The organism is Empedobacter falsenii (genome assembly GCF_013488205.1).
Classification (GTDB): Bacteria; Bacteroidota; Bacteroidia; order Flavobacteriales; family Weeksellaceae; genus Empedobacter; species Empedobacter falsenii_C.
This window is the reverse complement of the sequence record NZ_CP040908.1, coordinates 3,020,992-3,041,915: the sequence shown is the minus strand read 5'-3', so window position 1 is coordinate 3,041,915 and position 20,924 is coordinate 3,020,992. Positions and strand designations below refer to the sequence as shown.

The window sequence follows — 20,924 nt, the reverse complement described above, 5'->3', positions numbered from 1 at the left end:
GAGATTTGTAAAATTGAAAATATAAATTACATTATTGATATAGAATAGATTTCGTTATAATGTCAATATAGTAAAAAAGACTATTTTTGCAAAAAAGTAAATATTGATATATGAGAAAAACTCTACTGTCGGTATTCTGTTTATTTTCTATGTATACTATTTCAGCACAACAAGATATAATGTGGGAAAAGTCTATAGGAGGAGAACAAGCAGAATATTTATACAATGCGATTTCTACACCCGATTATGGTTTCTTGATTTTAGGGAGTTCTGCTTCTAATACAATAGGAGATATTCAAAAGAAAAATCAAGGAAGTTTAGACTATTTCATTTGGAAAATGGATGAGAACGGTCAACAAGAATGGCAAAATTCTTTTGGAGGAAATGGTTCAGATTTTTTATATGCAGCTCAATCTACTTCTGACGGTGGTTATGTTTTAGTAGGGGCTTCTACATCTTCAAAATCTGGCGATAAAATAAGTGAAAACCAAGGGAACGAAGATATTTGGGTTATAAAAATTGATGCACAAGGAAAAACACAATGGCAAAATTCTTTTGGCGGAAATGGGAATGACATTCCTGTAGAAATTATTCGAACAAAAGATAAAGGATATTTAATAGCTGCTAATTCTAACTCAACACCTTCTCAGTACAAAAAGAGCGAGAATTTTGGAGGAAACGATTATTACATCATCAAACTAAATGAAAAAGGAGAAATCCTTTGGGAAAAAACGTATGGTGGATCATTTGATGATAAAATCAAATCGGTTATAGAAACGAAAGACGGTTTTGTTTTAGTTGGCAATTCGAACTCTCCTATAAGTGGAAATAAAACGATAGATCAAACTTCTAATGGAGCTTGGATAGTTCAGATTACTCAAAAAGGAGAAATAATCTCTGAACAGAATTTAAATTTAAATTCAGAAAATCAGTTGATTTCATTTCAAGAACATGAAAATGGTTATTTGTTTTCTATTCTAGAAAAGGCTGAAAATAAGTTAAACCCAAAGGTTATTCAAACCGATTTTACTTTTCAAACTCAAAAAACAACCGAATTAGAAATAGATAATGATTTGACTATTACAGAAATCAAATTAATTGATAATAAATTTCTTCTAACAGCGAATAAAATCTCTACGTTAGGGCAATTAAAAAGTAACAATCATTCTATCGAGAGTTATTACATCACTCAATCTTTTGATGAAAATGGTTCAAAGGTTTGGAACAAACAGTTTGGAGAAGAGGGATTCAATTATCTCGAAAAAGCAATCACCACTCGTGATGGCTCAATCATTCTATTTGGAAATTCTACTCAACAAGCTAAAGGAAACAAAGGTCAATCGGATTTTTATTTAGTGAAACTCGGAAAAGAAGAAGATGATATCAAACGAGTATACGTTGAAACTTACCCAAATCCTACACGTGATTTTGTAAATGTTTTAATCAACAAAGAGTTTGAAAAAGCAATAATTGAAGTTTATAATTTAACCGGTCAACATTTGCAAACTAAAGAGGTGAAGTATCGTTCAACACCAATTTCGTTAGGGAATTATCCAGCTGGTGTTTACATCCTAAAAATCAAAACCGACAACCAAACCGAATCTATTAAAATTATTAAAAAGTAATTATGAAGAAAAAAATAGTGCTATTTATTTTATTAGCTGTAGGAAATGTTTTTGGACAGGTGAGTATAGGAGAAAATAGTAATAATTATAATATAGATTTATATCCTAAAACACCTGAAGCATATGCATTTGCAAAATTCGTTGATATTCCTGCAGGTAGTTATACAGGTGTAGCAAACTTTAATATCCCTATTTACACAATTCAGGTTGATGGATTAACTATACCTATACAGTTAGATTACTCAACAGCAGGTGTTAAAGTAGATGAAATAGCTTCAAGAGTAGGTTTAGGTTGGAATCTTAATGCAGGTCCATCATTGACAATGCAAGTTGTAGGAGCCAAAGATTACTATAATACAAGAGAAATATTTGATCCAGGAACATTTTATCCTAATGATGTTACAAGTGCAGACAATCCTTCTTATCAGATTGCAATGGCCGCAGTAGGAAATGGGATGGAACCAATAGAAGAATATAAACCAGATATTTATTCTTATAGTATTGGAAACTATTCAGGGAAATTTATTATTGATTCTAAAAATTCAAAAGGAATTACTATCCCATATTATCCTATTGAAATTAAAAAGCAAGATGGTACAATAATAATTATAGATGATCAAGGAAATGAATTTTTCTTTTCAAGTCCAATGTCAAGTTATAACTATAACACTTGTGCCTCAGTTTTGGCCGAAGCTTCAAATTCTACATATATATTAGAAAAAATTTTAACCAAAAATAAAAAAATAATTAAATATGAATATGAACATCCTGCGCATACCATGTTTGCTACTGGTTTTTCAGAACAAAAAAAAGTTGATGAAATAAAAGCAGTTAATTATTTTAATGATGATTCGCAAGGTTCAGGTCCTAATATATCGCCTTTTTGCTTGTATTATTCATCTTCAAATGAACCTGTATTAAAAAGGATAAAGTATGAGAATAATGCAATTGAATTTAATTATAATGTAAATAATAGTAAAAAAGAACGACAAGATTTACCAGGAGAAGTTTTTTTAGAAGAAATTATTGTAATAGACTATAATGGTAAACCTATTAAAAAATTTAAGTTAAACCAAACCGCAAATTATTTTGTTTCTCCTTCGCTTGATATTCATCAAGATTTAACAAGGCAAATGAACTTAATTGATAGTAGATTAATTAAAGGTATTGATAAACGATTAAAATTAGAAGAGATTGAAGAGATATTTTCTAATCAAAAATATAGATTAGAATATTATGAAGAAAAACCATTAATTAATCGTTTCTCTTTTGCGCAAGATTATTGGGGGGTTTATAATGGTAAAAGCGGACAGATGTCTTCTATCCCAGCAGCTACCATAACTAACTTTAAAGGGAATACATCTTTTTATGGAGGAGCTGATAAAAAACCTAATCTTGAATATGGAATCATAGGAAATCTAAAAAAGATTATATACCCAACAAAAGGAAGTTTAACTATTAAATATGAAGCTGATCAATATTTTAAGAAAGAAAGTGTTGATTCTATTATTTATCATGTAGAAAAAACTTATAATACTAGGTCTACATATGATTATTTAGATTTTGAGGCGAGAAAAGGAAATAATATACGAATATATGATGTTAAACTAAATTTCACAGGAGATAATGATAATGGTTCAGGAGTAGAAACAGTTGGAAATTGTTATTTATCCGTTCTAAATAAATCTACTAATCAAAACATAATAAAAAATCCTTATCAATATACATTGGGAAATGGAACGCCTTACAAAGCATCAGATATTGAAGGTAAAAGTTTTAAAATGTCTATTGAAAAAGGTTATGATCATTTAACTGAAAAATCTATTGATTGTTACGCAACATTATCATGGATTGAAAGAGAAACTTTTATTGTACCTGAACATAATGAATCTATAGGAACTATAAGAGTTAAAAACATTACTCTTGATGATAACAATAATAATACGATTACTAGAGATTATACTTATGCGATTCCAGAAACAACAAAAGAAAGTGGAACCTTATATGGTGAAAATCAATTCAGAACTTTTTATACCTCAAATTTTACTAAAGGAGATACTAAATTAGCTGGAAAACAAAGGATAATAACAAACAATCCTGGGTGGCAAATTAATACAATAAATGGAAAATCTGTATTATATAAATACGTAACTGAAACGTATAAAAATTTAAAAAAGGAAAGTGAAAATTACACAAAACTGACAATGTATAATAATAGCGGATGTTCTACGCGTTTTGATGGTTATGGAACATCAAATTTTATATATCCTATATGTAATGAAGCTTTTTTACAAGGAAAAGTTAAAGAGGAGGTTTTAAAAGATAATGAGAATACAATAGTAAAAAAAACTATATTTGATTACAATGAAGATAGATTTTTAAATAGATTTTCATCAAGTGCACTTCCAAATCATTCTGGAATAGAATATGGTTTAGATATTACAAAAGTACAAGATGAGAATGGTTTTGTTTTTGCTAAATTTGAATATGCTCCTTTTTCAATAGATAATGCATGGATACAAAATATTAGAACAACAACAACTGATTTTTTTCCAAATGATAGTATAGTGATAACAACAGAAAATCACTATTCACCTACTTATAAACATTTGTATCCAGCAAGTGTAACAACCAAAAACAGCAAAAACGAAACATTAACTACGGAATACCAATATCCACCTGATTTAGTTGGACAAGAAGATTACATGAAAGAACTAACCGATGCTAACCGCATTGCAGAGCCAGTTGTTGTCAAACAAAGTGTTGATGGCGTATATATTTCTGAAGTTCATAATCAATATAATTTATTCAATGGAATCGTTCAGAAAGCTGCTGTTCATCAAAAGAAAGGAAATGGTGTCAATATTAAAACTACAGCCGACCGAAAAATAACTTACACCAGTTATGATGCTAAAGGTAATCTTACACAATATACTTTAGAAAATGGAATTCCTGTTTCTATTATTTGGGGATATGGCGGTCAATATCCTATCGCTAAAATAGAAGGAGCTTCTTTATCAGAGGTTAGTAGTTTTATTCAAAATTTAGAAATAGCAAGCAACAATGGTACTTTAACGAAAGATTCTTTTGCTAGTTTACGAACAGCATTACCTCAAGCTATGATCACTTCTTATATCTATCAACCTCTTGTTGGTGTCACGAGTATTACAGGGCCAAACGGACAAACAGAATATTACAACTATGATGCAGCTAACCGTTTGCAATCTATCGTAAATGATAAACAAGAAGTATTAAAAACCTTTGAGTACAACTACAAACAACCTTAAGCTATAGCGAGATGAAACACTTTTATAAAAATTTTATATACGGTACGCTTCTGACTTTAGGAAGTGGTAGTGTATATGCACAAACCTCTACGGAGAATTACATTAAAACAGTCGAATGTTTAAAAGCCGATTGTTCTGAAAAGAAAGAAACTGTTGTTTATTTTGATGGTCTAGGACGTGAAAAACAAGCCTTGCAAGTAGGTGCTTCACCTACAGGTAATACGATTGTAACACCATTTGAATATGATGGTTTTGGGCGTCAAGCCAAAGAATATTTGCCTTTTCCTATTTCTGGAGCAAGTAATCAACTAAATACTGGAGCAACAGGAGATACTTTTTACTTAGAAACGACAGGAGACTATATTCCTTATTCAGAAAAAACATTTGAGAATTCACCTTTAAACCGAGTGTTATTTCAGGCTGCTCCAGGAAGAGACTGGATGAAAGGAGCAGGTCATGAGATAGGATTTCAATATGCAACAAATTCAGATGGAGAAGTTTTTAATTTTGGCGTAGCAGATCCTACTACCAATCCAACTTTAACGTTAAGTAATTCTATAACATATTCAGGAGGAGCTTTATATAAAACGATTACAACAGATGAGAATGGTCAACCTATTGAGGAATTTAAAGACAAAGAAGGGAGAGTTGTTCTGAAAAGAATTCACATCGAATCAAAAACAGTAGCTCCTTTAAATTCGTCTGGTAATCATGATACGTATTACGTGTACGATATTTATGGTAATTTAACCTTTGTTCTTCCACCACAATTAATAAATACCGATTATGGAAATATCAATTCTTACAGAAATAATCTTGCCGAATTAGGTTATCAATATTTTTATGATGAAAAGAACAGGTTAGTTGAAAAACAACTTCCTGGAAAAGGACGTGAATTTATGGTGTATGATAACCAAGATCGTTTAACCTTACAACAAGATATCAATCAACGAACGGCAGTTGAAAAAGGATGGACTTTCTTTAAATACGATAAATTTGGAAGAATGGTGTATTCAGGTTTCTTTAAAAATACAGCGACACGAGGTTCAATGCAAACCGCTTTGAACAATAAAAAAACGGCTAATAATGAAGAAAGAGTACCAACTGTATTTGCTAATAATGGACAAAATATTTTCTATACCAATGCGCAATTTCCTAACGGAAGCTTAACCGTTCAATCTGTTAATTATTACGATCATTATCAAAATTTAGGTGTTACACCTTCGTCTATAGATAATCAAAAAGTTGTTGGGGTTGATGATACAAAAACCAAAGGTTTAGCTGTTGCAAGTTATACCAATGTATTAGGTACTGCAACGTGGAACAAAGCGTATACATATTATGATTCGAAATATATTCGTCCAGTAGCTTCTCACTTAGATAATTATTTGAAAGGATATCAAACAACCGCATCTATTTTAGATTTTAGAGGAAAGGTTAAGCATACAGTTACCAAGCACAAACCAACGGATATAGGAGCAGAAATAACAATCAATGAAGGTTTTGAATATTATGAGAATGAATTATTAAAGTATCAAACACACCAAATTAATAATGGTGCAATAGAATACATTGTTCAAAATTCGTACAACGAAATCAATCAGTTGACGAGTAAGAAAGTTGGAAACACGGTTGCTTCTAATCCATTACAAACGGTAGATTATAAGTATAATATTAGAGGTTGGTTAACAGATATAAACGATGTAGAACAAGCTATTAGACCAAAATTATTTTCATTTAATATCAACTACGGTTCTCATTTCAATGGAAATATATCTGGAGTTTCTTGGAAAACCAATGAACAAGATTCATATAAAACCTATAGATTTGATTATGATGGATTAAATCGACTGTTAACGGCAGATTTTGCTGTAATACAAACTGGTTTTATAGGAGGTTCTACCAATGTTGGTGCTTATAATGAATATGTAAAAGGCTACGATTATAATGGGAATATAAAAGGTTTTACACGTAATGGAAACTTATTGAACAATAATCTATTTACAATCGATGATTTAACATACGATTATCAAGCTAATTCGAATAAACTTCTTAATGTTTCTGACAACAGAACAGAAGATGGTTTCGCTGATAAGAATAAATACAGCGGAACAACAATTGAAGATCCTAAAAATGATTACAAATATGATCTTAATGGTAATCTTACCAAAGATTTAAACAAAGAAATAACAGCAATTACGTATAATTACTTAAATTTACCAACAGAAGTTCTTTGGAATGCATCCAAAAAGATTAACTATACGTACGATGCAAGTGGAGTTAAGCTAAGAAAGGTTGTAACAGATGGTACTACAGTGACCACTACAGATTACTTAGGAGGTTTTCAGTATCAAAATAGTGTATTACAATTTTTTCCAACAGCAGAAGGCTATGTAAATGTAACAGATGGTACAACATTTAATTATGTTTACAATTACACCGATCATTTGGGTAATGTAAGATTGAGTTATCAAAAAGAAGCAAATGGCTCGTTAAAAATATTGGAGGAGAACAACTATTATCCTTTTGGATTGAAACATAGTGGATACAACAATACCAATCTTGCGAATACTAACTATAAATACAAATACAACGGCAAAGAGTTACAAGAAGAATTAGGTCTTAATTGGACTGCTATGGACTTCAGAAATTATGATGCTTCAATAGGTAGATTTATGTCTCAGGATGGACTTGCTGAAGTAATGCCTGATTGGACTCCTTATCGTTTCTCTTTTAACAATCCAATTTATTTTTCTGATCCAACTGGCTTATTTGAACAAAATATTGAAACTTGCCCTACTTGTCCAAAAACTCCAGAATTTAAACCTTTTATTGATGATCCTAATAATGAATATGTTTATGATACTGAAACAAATACTGTAAGTGCAGTAATACAGCTAGCTGAAACTACTGTGACAAATAGTAATAAAAAAGAATCTAACACGAATAGTTATATACCTCAATATGAGTTTATTGATGGTATTTTAAATAATAAATATTATGATTTGACTTCTTTAGGTTTAGAACAAGGAATTGCCAAAACTACATCTTATTTAGATAAAGCTCTTAAAACTAAATCTACAGTTAATTTTACAATTTTAGATGAATATACTCGTCCTAGTTATAGAACATCACTTTTAAATTCAGCAATCAAAACTTCAAAAGTTGCATCAGCTGCAAAAGTTCTTAAAATATCAGGAAATGCTTTAGCTGGAGTAGGTGCTGTTGTATCAATTTATCAGTATGGCTCAGGTCAAATCTCTGGCACGGAGTTTACTGTAGATATGATAATGAGCGGTGTAGGTTTTTTAGGACCATTTGGTGCAGGAGCCTCCTTGATTTATTTTGGAGGTAAGGCAATATATGAATATTCATCAGGTAAGGATCTATTTGAAAAACCCACTCAATAATGAAAAAAATTTTAAACTACATCATATTCCACTTTATTGAATTCCAAAAAAAAGTAGGTAATCAAGATGTTTCAACATTTACAACATCAGTATTTTTCACAATAATGCTTTGGATGAATATTTTAACATTAATAAATTATATTCTAATGAAGAATCATTATCCTAATAAAAATTATATTATTCCAGTTATTTTATTTTGTTTAGGATTATTCTTAATTATAAATAACTATATAAGAAAAAAGCAGTATGAAGTTTATAATTTTCAATCCTCTTTTATAGGTTACCTATATTTGTTAATTTATATAACAATTAGCTTTGTATCGTTTGTATATAGTGTTGAATTACTAAAATCAAAATAATGGTAGTGTATCAGATGTGTTGCCGGAAAACAACCCAACATTCTCAATAAAGCAAAAGGCAAACGTTTGTTTGCCTTTTGTTATTTTATAAATAATGCCCAAAAGCAGAATGAATCGTTACAGTATTTTGCTCCACTTCATAGACAAGTCTGTGTTCTTGATTAATTCGTCTCGACCATAAACCAGATAAATTGTGTTTCAGTTGCTCTGGCTTTCCTGTTCCAGAGAAAGGATGTTCGGTCAGTTCCTCAAGAAGAACAAGCATCTTTTTAAGTACAGCTTTGTTACCAGCTTTCTTGTGACGCCCGATATCTTCGTTTGCTTTGTCGGTAAAATCTAAATCAAAAGCCATCTTATAAGCCTAAAAAATCTTTTAAATCCTCTTTTCTTACACGTGTAACTTTACCTTCTTTCGCTTGTTTTTGGCTTTCTTCAATTTTAGTTACAAACTCTTGGTTATAAGGACTTTCTTTTATCTCAAACTTTAATTTTAGAGCTTTAGCAAAGGCTTTCAAAGCTTTTGCTTGTTCAGATGTGTCGGGTTCAAAAATAAAAATATCTTGTGTTGCCATGATTTAATTTTTTAAGTAATTAAATTGCTAATTGTTTTTGCAGATTATTTTTTAAAATAAAAGCTTCTAATAAATCTTTGATTGTATTTTTTTGATTATCATTTAATTGTTGTGTTTCTGCAAATAAATTCAACAACTGATTATCCTGTAAAATAGCATCTGCTTTATTGTTTCCGTAAACTAATTCGTCTAAAGAAATTGACAAAATTTTCGCCATTTTTTCCGCTACTTCTAAAGATGGAATCGAAATATTTCTTTCGTATTTAGAAAGATTTGTCACGTGAACTCCAATCTTAGAAGCAAACACTTCTTGCGAAAAACCTTTTCCGCTTCTTAATTCTTTCAAGTTTTTTCCAAAATTTTCCATAGCAAATAAACTTTAAAACATACTACGTATGTATTATATACTCTACAAAATTACAATTTAGTTAGTGAAATAACTAATTCAGTTGAAAAATAAAAAGCAAAAAGAATTTGTTTTAAAAATCAAAAACGCTAAGTTTGTAAGCGAAAACGATTAGTAAAAATTTTTTAATTATTTTTTCAAATGAAAATCCAAGAAATAAAATCTCGCTTATCATTATCTCAAATCCTACATCATTACGGATTAGAACCTAAGAACAATATGCTGAAATGTCCTTTTCATTCGGATAAGACGGCAAGTTTACAGGTTAATTTGGAAAAGAATTTTTACAATTGTCATGCGTGTTCCAAAACAGGCGATGTCATTCAGTTTGTGCAAGATTATGAGAAATTGAGCAAACACGAAGCACTAAACAAGTGTAAAAGTTTGGCTGGCGAAGAGCGTTTTGCGGTAAACGAACCAAACCGCATTCCTCAAATCGCAGACCATTCAGCGTTTCTACAAAAGATGTTTCTAAGTTTCCGTAAAGGATTATTATGCAGTGAACCCGCTCAAAACTATTGCCATTCCAGAGCCTTAAATGTGGATGAATTAGAAGTCGGCTTTAACTCGGGACAATTCCATCATGGGTCGAGAAAAGACGAGAAATTAATCAACCAATGTGTAGAATTAGGCTTATTAATTCCCTACGGAACAAACAGCAAAACAGGCGGACAATCCTATAAACCATTCGGAAATAAATCCCTTGTTTTTCCGCTCAAAAACTGCCACGGGCAGACCGTATCATTTTACTTCAGATCGATTATAAGTGGTCAAAAGAATAAATCGTCTGTGAGCACTGCTCACCATTATTACTTAAAAAATCGTTCTGGAGTTTATCCAAATTATCCAAGTTCAACAACCAAAAAATTGATTTTAACCGAAAGTATTATTGATGCAGCTTCATTACTCCAATTACGAAGTACGAATTTAGAATTACGAAAATATGAAATACTTGCTTGTTTTGGAACGAATGGCTTAACAAACGAAATCCTTTCTGCAATCAAAAATCTAAATGAATTGGAAGAAATTATTTTCTGTTTTGATACAGATGAAGCGGGGCAAACAGCGACATTGAAGTATGCAAAATTACTTCAGACGATTCATCTAAAAGTAGCATTTTCTACGGTAGAATGGCTTGATAAAGACGTCAACGAAACCTTAACCGCTTACCATGAAGCCACTGTTTTAGGCTGTTTAGAGAAAAGAAAATCAATTGATTTTTCTTCTTCTACTCCTTCTTTTTCAATTGAAAAAGAAACTGTACCAACACCTCTGGAACAGCCTAAAATGACCACTGATTTATTTTTTCAATTGAATGATTTAATTGAAAAAAGCGGAATTGTAGGCGAACAAGATAGCCGATTATTACTGTTTATCATTGCAAGTTCATATAAAACCAAACATCCGCTACACGCCATTGTACAAGGAAGTTCAGGCAGTGGAAAAACCCATTTAATCAGTAAAATAGCCGATTTAATGCCACAAGAAGATGTACTTCGTTTTACCCGAATTACCGAAAGTAGTTTGTACAATTGGGGCGAATATGAATTAGTCGGAAAGCTTCTGATTATCGAGGATTTAGACGGTTTAAAAGAAGAAGCCATGTTTGCCATGCGAGAGTTAATTAGTAATCAACGTTTATCGAGTTCTGTCTCGATTAAAGATAAAAAAGGCAATATCAAAGCCGTTAAAAAAGAAGTTCGTGGCGTGTTTAGTTCGCTGTCTGCCACGACAAAAGGCGAGATTTACGAAGATAATATGAGCCGTAGTTTTCTGTTGGCGGTGGATGAAAGTAAGGAACAGTCTCGCCGAATTATCGCCTATCAAAATCAAAAATATGCAGGCGAAGTCAGTCATCAATCCGAAGAAAAAACCAAACATGATGTTCAACATATCATCCGAAATCTTGTGCCGTATCACGTGATTAATCCCTTTGCAACACGATTAGAATTACCCGAAGAAGTGCATAAAATCAGACGATTAAACGAAATGTTTCAAAGCATCGTTCGCCAAATTACCTTGATTAATCAGCAAAATAGACAATTGACAGACGATGGAAAATTAATCACACAGGTGGAAGATTTAAAGCAAGCAACGGAGGTTCTTTTTGAAAGTATTGTGCTAAAAGTGGATGAATTAGACGGGAGTTTGCGTCAGTTTTTTGAAAAACTAAAAGCCTATTTAGCCAAAAAAGCACACAAAGAAAATGCAAATGGATCTGAAATCGATTTTACCCAACGAGAAATCCGTTTGGCGTTTAACATGAGCAAAGCGCAGTGTTCACGCTACATGAACAGCTTGATTGAACTCGAATACTTAACCAGTAAATATGCAGGAAACTTGCGTAAAATCGCTTATAGAGTGGATTATTGGGATGATTATCAGAAGTTAAGACAAACTATTAAAGAAAAAATACTGCTACAAATTGAGAAGTTAGAAGTACGAAATTAGAAGTAAAACGATAGGTACGACGAGAGAACGAAACAATGAGGAACAATCTTGGAACAATTATTTTAGACTTAACTATCTGAAATCTAAAATCTAACATCTTAAATCTATCCCATTGTTCCATGTTCCAAAAGTAGACAACCTCAAATCTAACAAAGTGATTCGTAAACACCATAAGAAACAATAAAAACCAATGTGAACAAACCCGTCATAGTCATGCAAGATATACTCGATGAATTTAGAACAGAATTACAGCAATTAGGTTATTGTAAAAACATAGTCGACAACTATCCTAAACACGTCAAAGCCCTGTTTGAGCATTCTCATCAACTCATCACAACCATTGAAAGTCATCATATTGAAGCTTTTTATTTTCATTTGAAAACGGTGATTAGTAGCCGTCGAAAAAAGCCATTAAGTAACAGTTATATTCATTCTCAACTCTTTGCGATTCGCTTGTTCTTTGCCTATTTATTGCGTACAAAACAACTCATCAAAACGCCTTACACGTTAAAAATCAAACGTTCAGCCTATAAAAGTCGAGCTGTTTTAAGTGTCGACCAAATTGCCCTACTCTACAGCAATTGTGAAACGTTGGACGAAACGATGATTTTAAACCTGTGTTACGGCTGTGGATTAAGGCGAACAGAAGTCGAAAAGTTGTCGGTAGAAGATATTCATTTGACTGAAAAACGTTTGTATGTTCGAAGTGGAAAAGGAAAAAAAAGACGTGTTATTCCGCTTACAACAAAGCTTGTAGAGGATTTTAAGTTGTACCTGATTACAACCAAAAAAAGACGAGAAAATGAATCCATTTTACTGCTTTATCCAAACGGAAAACCAATGAGCGGAAACAAGATTTACACTGTTTTTAGTGGTGTTTTAAAACGTTCGGGATTAGATAAACAAGGCTTTAGCTTGCACAATCTGCGCCATAGCATTGCCACACATTTACTTGAAAATGAAATGACCGTTGAAATGGTTCGGGATTTTTTAGGACATGATTTACTGCGTACCACACAGATTTACACAAAAATAAAACCGTATGACTTTAGAAAATTATCTTGAAAAACAGTTACATAAAAGCACTGTTAGCAATTATTTATATGAGATCAATCGGTTCAAAAAACACTTTCCAAATCACGAAAAATGCCACTATTCACAGCTGATGCACTACATCGGGATTTTACGGAATCGTTACCAACCCAAAACCATTAAACGTGTGGTCTATGCCCTCAAAAAATACTATGATTATCTGATTGAAATAGAGGTCAGAAAAGATAATCCTGCACACTTTATCAAGCTTCGGGATGCAAAACCAACAGCCGTACAATTACAGGATTTATGGACGGATAAAGAACTGAAAACCTTACTTGAACCACGAAAAGAACGTTATCCTATTTTAGCCAAACGCAATCAAATTATACTGAGTTTATTCGTTCATCAAGCCGTTTTGGTCAAGGAAATTACCCAAATTCTACTCGAAGATATCGACCTCGAAAAAGCAGAAATTTACATCCGAGAAACAGGTATGACCAACAGTAGAACCTTGCCCTTAAAAGCAGAACAAATCCTTTTATTTTATCAGTATTTACAGGAAGATCGACCCGAATTAGAGCGAATAAAACAACCGTATTTTATTCTCAATAAATTAGGAAGTCCAACCACCGCAGACGACATCAATTACCTGTTATCGACTTATCAAAAAGGAGTTGATAAGCGATTAACTTCAGTTAAAATCAGACAAAGTGTGATTACTAATTTACTCAGTCAAGGGCATAATTTACGGGCAGTTCAGCTGTTTTGTGGGCATAAATTTCTGGACACAACCGAGAAATACAAACAATCCGGAATCAAAGCCTTACAAGATGCTATCGACAAGCATCATCCTTTACAATAGTTCTTTTTCTTTCAATTGAAAAAAAACACAACGAAACAAGCCATTTTTCGGGGTTATTTTGGCTATTTGCGGAGCGAAAACATAAAATAAATTATGGGCTGTAACGCCTATAATGAACGGAATTTTATGTTAAATAGCTTACCTTGTTTTTTGCTGGCGTAAATGAACGGGGAGCGCGGAGTGAATGTCTGTTTGTATCAAAAAGCAGGACAGCAAAAAAGAAGGGAAAAATAAAAACCGAAAAATGGCTTGGCTTATCCAATAAAAAATCTTTTTTTCAATTGAAATTTACTATATTTGAGTGATAATGAAGCGTTCATTAAAATTGAAGTAGTGTTGAAAATTTGAAGTGTATAGGGATGTAGGAATACAAATACAACGGCAAAGAGTTACAAGAAGAATTAGGTCTTAATTGGACTGCTATGGACTTCAGAAATTATGATGCTTCAATAGGTAGATTTATGTCTCAGGATGGACTTGCTGAAGTAATGCCTGATTGGACTCCTTATCGTTTCTCTTTTAACAATCCAATTTATTTTTCTGATCCAACTGGCTTATTTGAACAAAATATTGAAACTTGCCCTACTTGTCCAAAAACTCCAGAATTTAAACCTTTTATTGATGATCCTAATAATGAATATGTTTATGATACTGAAACAAATACTGTAAGTGCAGTAATACAGCTAGCTGAAACTACTGTGACAAATAGTAATAAAAAAGAATCTAACACGAATAGTTATATACCTCAATATGAGTTTATTGATGGTATTTTAAATAATAAATATTATGATTTGACTTCTTTAGGTTTAGAACAAGGAATTGCCAAAACTACATCTTATTTAGATAAAGCTCTTAAAACTAAATCTACAGTTAATTTTACAATTTTAGATGAATATACTCGTCCTAGTTATAGAACATCACTTTTAAATTCAGCAATCAAAACTTCAAAAGTTGCATCAGCTGCAAAAGTTCTTAAAATATCAGGAAATGCTTTAGCTGGAGTAGGTGCTGTTGTATCAATTTATCAGTATGGCTCAGGTCAAATCTCTGGCACGGAGTTTACTGTAGATATGATAATGAGCGGTGTAGGTTTTTTAGGACCATTTGGTGCAGGAGCCTCCTTGATTTATTTTGGAGGTAAGGCAATATATGAATATTCATCAGGTAAGGATCTATTTGAAAAACCCACTCAATAATGAAAAAAATTTTAAACTACATCATATTCCACTTTATTGAATTCCAAAAAAAAGTAGGTAATCAAGATGTTTCAACATTTACAACATCAGTATTTTTCACAATAATGCTTTGGATGAATATTTTAACATTAATAAATTATATTCTAATGAAGAATCATTATCCTAATAAAAATTATATTATTCCAGTTATTTTATTTTGTTTAGGATTATTCTTAATTATAAATAACTATATAAGAAAAAAGCAGTATGAAGTTTATAATTTTCAATCCTCTTTTATAGGTTACCTATATTTGTTAATTTATATAACAATTAGCTTTGTATCGTTTGTATATAGTGTTGAATTACTAAAATCAAAATAATGGTAGTGTATCAGATGTGTTGCCGGAAAACAACCCAACATTCTCAATAAAGCAAAAGGCAAACGTTTGTTTGCCTTTTGTTATTTTATAAATAATGCCCAAAAGCAGAATGAATCGTTACAGTATTTTGCTCCACTTCATAGACAAGTCTGTGTTCTTGATTAATTCGTCTCGACCATAAACCAGATAAATTGTGTTTCAGTTGCTCTGGCTTTCCTGTTCCAGAGAAAGGATGTTCGGTCAGTTCCTCAAGAAGAACAAGCATCTTTTTAAGTACAGCTTTGTTACCAGCTTTCTTGTGACGCCCGATATCTTCGTTTGCTTTGTCGGTAAAATCTAAATCAAAAGCCATCTTATAAGCCTAAAAAATCTTTTAAATCCTCTTTTCTTACACGTGTAACTTTACCTTCTTTCGCTTGTTTTTGGCTTTCTTCAATTTTAGTTACAAACTCTTGGTTATAAGGACTTTCTTTTATCTCAAACTTTAATTTTAGAGCTTTAGCAAAGGCTTTCAAAGCTTTTGCTTGTTCAGATGTGTCGGGTTCAAAAATAAAAATATCTTGTGTTGCCATGATTTAATTTTTTAAGTAATTAAATTGCTAATTGTTTTTGCAGATTATTTTTTAAAATAAAAGCTTCTAATAAATCTTTGATTGTATTTTTTTGATTATCATTTAATTGTTGTGTTTCTGCAAATAAATTCAACAACTGATTATCCTGTAAAATAGCATCTGCTTTATTGTTTCCGTAAACTAATTCGTCTAAAGAAATTGACAAAATTTTCGCCATTTTTTCCGCTACTTCTAAAGATGGAATCGAAATATTTCTTTCGTATTTAGAAAGATTTGTCACGTGAACTCCAATCTTAGAAGCAAACACTTCTTGCGAAAAACCTTTTCCGCTTCTTAATTCTTTCAAGTTTTTTCCAAAATTTTCCATAGCAAATAAACTTTAAAACATACTACGTATGTATTATATACTCTACAAAATTACAATTTAGTTAGTGAAATAACTAATTCAGTTGAAAAATAAAAAGCAAAAAGAATTTGTTTTAAAAATCAAAAACGCTAAGTTTGTAAGCGAAAACGATTAGTAAAAATTTTTTAATTATTTTTTCAAATGAAAATCCAAGAAATAAAATCTCGCTTATCATTATCTCAAATCCTACATCATTACGGATTAGAACCTAAGAACAATATGCTGAAATGTCCTTTTCATTCGGATAAGACGGCAAGTTTACAGGTTAATTTGGAAAAGAATTTTTACAATTGTCATGCGTGTTCCAAAACAGGCGATGTCATTCAGTTTGTGCAAGATTATGAGAAATTGAGCAAACACGAAGCACTAAACAAGTGTAAAAGTTTGGCTGGCGAAGAGCGTTTTGCGGTAAACGAACCAAACCGCATTCCTCAAATCGCAGACCATTCAGCGTTTCTACAAAAGATGTTTCTAAGTTTCCGTAAAGGATTATTATGCAGTGAACCCGCTCAAAACTATTGCCATTCCAGAGCCTTAAATGTGGATGAATTAGAAGTCGGCTTTAACTCGGGACAATTCCATCATGGGTCGAGAAAAGACGAGAAATTAATCAACCAATGTGTAGAATTAGGCTTATTAATTCCCTACGGAACAAACAGCAAAACAGGCGGACAATCCTATAAACCATTCGGAAATAAATCCCTTGTTTTTCCGCTCAAAAACTGCCACGGGCAGACCGTATCATTTTACTTCAGATCGATTATAAGTGGTCAAAAGAATAAATCGTCTGTGAGCACTGCTCACCATTATTACTTAAAAAATCGTTCTGGAGTTTATCCAAATTATCCAAGTTCAACAACCAAAAAATTGATTTTAACCGAAAGTATTATTGATGCAGCTTCATTACTCCAATTACGAAGTACGAATTTAGAATTACGAAAATATGAAATACTTGCTTGTTTTGGAACGAATGGCTTAACAAACGAAATCCTTTCTGCAATCAAAAATCTAAATGAATTGGAAGAAATTATTTTCTGTTTTGATACAGATGAAGCGGGGCAAACAGCGACATTGAAGTATGCAAAATTACTTCAGACGATTCATCTAAAAGTAGCATTTTCTACGGTAGAATGGCTTGATAAAGACGTCAACGAAACCTTAACCGCTTACCATGAAGCCACTGTTTTAGGCTGTTTAGAGAAAAGAAAATCAATTGATTTTTCTTCTTCTACTCCTTCTTTTTCAATTGAAAAAGAAACTGTACCAACACCTCTGGAACAGCCTAAAATGACCACTGATTTATTTTTTCAATTGAATGATTTAATTGAAAAAAGCGGAATTGTAGGCGAACAAGATAGCCGATTATTACTGTTTATCATTGCAAGTTCATATAAAACCAAACATCCGCTACACGCCATTGTACAAGGAAGTTCAGGCAGTGGAAAAACCCATTTAATCAGTAAAATAGCCGATTTAATGCCACAAGAAGATGTACTTCGTTTTACCCGAATTACCGAAAGTAGTTTGTACAATTGGGGCGAATATGAATTAGTCGGAAAGCTTCTGATTATCGAGGATTTAGACGGTTTAAAAGAAGAAGCCATGTTTGCCATGCGAGAGTTAATTAGTAATCAACGTTTATCGAGTTCTGTCTCGATTAAAGATAAAAAAGGCAATATCAAAGCCGTTAAAAAAGAAGTTCGTGGCGTGTTTAGTTCGCTGTCTGCCACGACAAAAGGCGAGATTTACGAAGATAATATGAGCCGTAGTTTTCTGTTGGCGGTGGATGAAAGTAAGGAACAGTCTCGCCGAATTATCGCCTATCAAAATCAAAAATATGCAGGCGAAGTCAGTCATCAATCCGAAGAAAAAACCAAACATGATGTTCAACATATCATCCGAAATCTTGTGCCGTATCACGTGATTAATCCCTTTGCAACACGATTAGAATTACCCGAAGAAGTGCATAAAATCAGACGATTAAACGAAATGTTTCAAAGCATCGTTCGCCAAATTACCTTGATTAATCAGCAAAATAGACAATTGACAGACGATGGAAAATTAATCACACAGGTGGAAGATTTAAAGCAAGCAACGGAGGTTCTTTTTGAAAGTATTGTGCTAAAAGTGGATGAATTAGACGGGAGTTTGCGTCAGTTTTTTGAAAAACTAAAAGCCTATTTAGCCAAAAAAGCACACAAAGAAAATGCAAATGGATCTGAAATCGATTTTACCCAACGAGAAATCCGTTTGGCGTTTAACATGAGCAAAGCGCAGTGTTCACGCTACATGAACAGCTTGATTGAACTCGAATACTTAACCAGTAAATATGCAGGAAACTTGCGTAAAATCGCTTATAGAGTGGATTATTGGGATGATTATCAGAAGTTAAGACAAACTATTAAAGAAAAAATACTGCTACAAATTGAGAAGTTAGAAGTACGAAATTAGAAGTAAAACGATAGGTACGACGAGAGAACGAAACAATGAGGAACAATCTTGGAACAATTATTTTAGACTTAACTATCTGAAATCTAAAATCTAACATCTTAAATCTATCCCATTGTTCCATGTTCCAAAAGTAGACAACCTCAAATCTAACAAAGTGATTCGTAAACACCATAAGAAACAATAAAAACCAATGTGAACAAACCCGTCATAGTCATGCAAGATATACTCGATGAATTTAGAACAGAATTACAGCAATTAGGTTATTGTAAAAACATAGTCGACAACTATCCTAAACACGTCAAAGCCCTGTTTGAGCATTCTCATCAACTCATCACAACCATTGAAAGTCATCATATTGAAGCTTTTTATTTTCATTTGAAAACGGTGATTAGTAGCCGTCGAAAAAAGCCATTAAGTAACAGTTATATTCATTCTCAACTCTTTGCGATTCGCTTGTTCTTTGCCTATTTATTGCGTACAAAACAACTCATCAAAACGCCTTACACGTTAAAAATCAAACGTTCAGCCTATAAAAGTCGAGCTGTTTTAAGTGTCGACCAAATTGCCCTACTCTACAGCAATTGTGAAACGTTGGACGAAACGATGATTTTAAACCTGTGTTACGGCTGTGGATTAAGGCGAACAGAAGTCGAAAAGTTGTCGGTAGAAGATATTCATTTGACTGAAAAACGTTTGTATGTTCGAAGTGGAAAAGGAAAAAAAAGACGTGTTATTCCGCTTACAACAAAGCTTGTAGAGGATTTTAAGTTGTACCTGATTACAACCAAAAAAAGACGAGAAAATGAATCCATTTTACTGCTTTATCCAAACGGAAAACCAATGAGCGGAAACAAGATTTACACTGTTTTTAGTGGTGTTTTAAAACGTTCGGGATTAGATAAACAAGGCTTTAGCTTGCACAATCTGCGCCATAGCATTGCCACACATTTACTTGAAAATGAAATGACCGTTGAAATGGTTCGGGATTTTTTAGGACATGATTTACTGCGTACCACACAGATTTACACAAAAATAAAACCGTATGACTTTAGAAAATTATCTTGAAAAACAGTTACATAAAAGCACTGTTAGCAATTATTTATATGAGATCAATCGGTTCAAAAAACACTTTCCAAATCACGAAAAATGCCACTATTCACAGCTGATGCACTACATCGGGATTTTACGGAATCGTTACCAACCCAAAACCATTAAACGTGTGGTCTATGCCCTCAAAAAATACTATGATTATCTGATTGAAATAGAGGTCAGAAAAGATAATCCTGCACACTTTATCAAGCTTCGGGATGCAAAACCAACAGCCGTACAATTACAGGATTTATGGACGGATAAAGAACTGAAAACCTTACTTGAACCACGAAAAGAACGTTATCCTATTTTAGCCAAACGCAATCAAATTATACTGAGTTTATTCGTTCATCAAGCCGTTTTGGTCAAGGAAATTACCCAAATTCTACTCGAAGATATCGACCTCGAAAAAGCAGAAATTTACATCCGAGAAACAGGTATGACCAACAGTAGAACCTTGCCCTTAAAAGCAGAACAAATCCTTTTATTTTATCAGTATTTACAGGAAGATCGACCCGAATTAGAGCGAATAAAACAACCGTATTTTATTCTCAATAAATTAGGAAGTCCAACCACCGCAGACGACATCAATTACCTGTTATCGACTTATCAAAAAGGAGTTGATAAGCGATTAACTTCAGTTAAAATCAGACAAAGTGTGATTACTAATTTACTCAGTCAAGGGCATAATTTACGGGCAGTTCAGCTGTTTTGTGGGCATAAATTTCTGGACACAACCGAGAAATACAAACAATCCGGAATCAAAGCCTTACAAGATGCTATCGACAAGCATCATCCTTTACAATAGTTCTTTTTCTTTCAATTGAAAAAAAACACAACGAAA

At 32.5% G+C, this 20,924-nt stretch carries 16 protein-coding genes; 10 read left to right on the top strand and 6 right to left on the bottom strand.

Annotated elements, in window-relative coordinates; translation table 11 throughout:
* Window positions 1-110: 110 nt before the first annotated feature.
* Genes FH779_RS14245 through FH779_RS14235 form a run of 3 tightly spaced genes read left to right on the top strand, consistent with a single transcriptional unit; the run spans window position 111 to window position 8,322 of the window.
* A complete protein-coding gene (locus FH779_RS14245; RefSeq protein WP_244957971.1) occupies window positions 111-1,625 on the top strand; it encodes a T9SS type A sorting domain-containing protein in 1,515 nt (504 codons plus the stop codon).
* Window positions 1,626-1,627: 2 nt separating this feature from the next.
* The gene (locus FH779_RS14240; RefSeq protein WP_180905175.1) at window positions 1,628-4,912 is read left to right on the top strand and encodes a hypothetical protein; all 3,285 of its coding nucleotides are present in this window, start codon (window positions 1,628-1,630) and stop codon (window positions 4,910-4,912) included.
* An 11-nt stretch (window positions 4,913-4,923) separates the two neighbouring features.
* On the top strand, window positions 4,924-8,322 hold the full coding sequence (locus FH779_RS14235) for a DUF6443 domain-containing protein (RefSeq protein ID WP_180905174.1): 3,399 nt from the start codon (window positions 4,924-4,926) through the stop codon (window positions 8,320-8,322).
* 444 nt (window positions 8,323-8,766) lie between these two features.
* On the opposite strand, the gene FH779_RS14230 is transcribed toward FH779_RS14235, so the two are convergent.
* The 3 genes from FH779_RS14230 to FH779_RS14220 are packed head-to-tail and all read right to left on the bottom strand — an operon-like array spanning window position 8,767 to window position 9,620.
* Window positions 8,767-9,033, bottom strand: coding sequence for a Txe/YoeB family addiction module toxin (locus FH779_RS14230; protein ID WP_180905173.1), 267 nt, complete (start codon window positions 9,031-9,033; stop codon window positions 8,767-8,769).
* 1 nt (window position 9,034) lies between these two features.
* Complete coding sequence (locus FH779_RS14225) at window positions 9,035-9,253, bottom strand: DUF2683 family protein (RefSeq protein WP_180905172.1); 219 nt, start codon at window positions 9,251-9,253, stop codon at window positions 9,035-9,037.
* A gap of 19 nt (window positions 9,254-9,272) precedes the next feature.
* Window positions 9,273-9,620, bottom strand: coding sequence for a helix-turn-helix domain-containing protein (locus FH779_RS14220; protein ID WP_180905171.1), 348 nt, complete (start codon window positions 9,618-9,620; stop codon window positions 9,273-9,275).
* A 180-nt stretch (window positions 9,621-9,800) separates the two neighbouring features.
* On the opposite strand from FH779_RS14220, the gene FH779_RS14215 reads away from it, so the two are divergent.
* The 4 genes from FH779_RS14215 to FH779_RS14200 all read left to right on the top strand — a co-directional run bounded on the left by FH779_RS14215 (window position 9,801) and on the right by FH779_RS14200 (window position 15,203).
* Entirely contained in the window at window positions 9,801-12,110 is a 2,310-nt protein-coding gene (locus FH779_RS14215) for a CHC2 zinc finger domain-containing protein (protein ID WP_180905170.1), read from the top strand.
* 213 nt (window positions 12,111-12,323) lie between these two features.
* A complete protein-coding gene (locus FH779_RS14210; protein WP_180905169.1) occupies window positions 12,324-13,175 on the top strand; it encodes a tyrosine-type recombinase/integrase in 852 nt (283 codons plus the stop codon).
* Entirely contained in the window at window positions 13,153-14,007 is an 855-nt protein-coding gene (locus tag FH779_RS14205) for a tyrosine-type recombinase/integrase (RefSeq protein ID WP_180905168.1), read from the top strand. Before FH779_RS14210 ends, FH779_RS14205 begins: the two co-directional genes overlap by 23 nt.
* A gap of 422 nt (window positions 14,008-14,429) precedes the next feature.
* A complete protein-coding gene (locus FH779_RS14200) occupies window positions 14,430-15,203 on the top strand; it encodes an RHS repeat-associated core domain-containing protein (protein WP_244957970.1) in 774 nt (257 codons plus the stop codon).
* 444 nt (window positions 15,204-15,647) lie between these two features.
* Here FH779_RS14200 and FH779_RS14195 read toward each other — a convergent pair whose 3' ends face one another.
* The 3 genes from FH779_RS14195 to FH779_RS14185 are packed head-to-tail and all read right to left on the bottom strand — an operon-like array spanning window position 15,648 to window position 16,501.
* Window positions 15,648-15,914 (bottom strand): Txe/YoeB family addiction module toxin, encoded by a 267-nt coding sequence (locus FH779_RS14195; RefSeq protein WP_180905173.1) that lies wholly within the window; start codon window positions 15,912-15,914, stop codon window positions 15,648-15,650.
* Window position 15,915: 1 nt separating this feature from the next.
* Window positions 15,916-16,134 carry a DUF2683 family protein gene (locus tag FH779_RS14190; RefSeq protein WP_180905172.1) on the bottom strand — a complete coding sequence of 73 codons (219 nt, stop codon included), beginning with the start codon at window positions 16,132-16,134 and terminating at the stop codon, window positions 15,916-15,918.
* A gap of 19 nt (window positions 16,135-16,153) precedes the next feature.
* Window positions 16,154-16,501, bottom strand: a complete 348-nt coding sequence (locus FH779_RS14185; protein ID WP_180905171.1) for a helix-turn-helix domain-containing protein — start codon at window positions 16,499-16,501, stop codon at window positions 16,154-16,156.
* Window positions 16,502-16,681: 180 nt separating this feature from the next.
* On the opposite strand from FH779_RS14185, the gene FH779_RS14180 reads away from it, so the two are divergent.
* The 3 genes from FH779_RS14180 (at window position 16,682) to FH779_RS14170 (ending at window position 20,888) form a co-directional block, all read left to right on the top strand.
* Window positions 16,682-18,991, top strand: a complete 2,310-nt coding sequence (locus FH779_RS14180) for a CHC2 zinc finger domain-containing protein (RefSeq protein WP_180905170.1) — start codon at window positions 16,682-16,684, stop codon at window positions 18,989-18,991.
* Between the two features lie 213 nt (window positions 18,992-19,204).
* Complete coding sequence (locus tag FH779_RS14175; RefSeq protein ID WP_180905169.1) at window positions 19,205-20,056, top strand: tyrosine-type recombinase/integrase; 852 nt, start codon at window positions 19,205-19,207, stop codon at window positions 20,054-20,056.
* Window positions 20,034-20,888, top strand: a complete 855-nt coding sequence (locus FH779_RS14170; protein WP_180905168.1) for a tyrosine-type recombinase/integrase — start codon at window positions 20,034-20,036, stop codon at window positions 20,886-20,888. The genes FH779_RS14175 and FH779_RS14170 overlap by 23 nt, the downstream gene beginning before the upstream one ends.
* Window positions 20,889-20,924 lie beyond the last annotated feature (36 nt).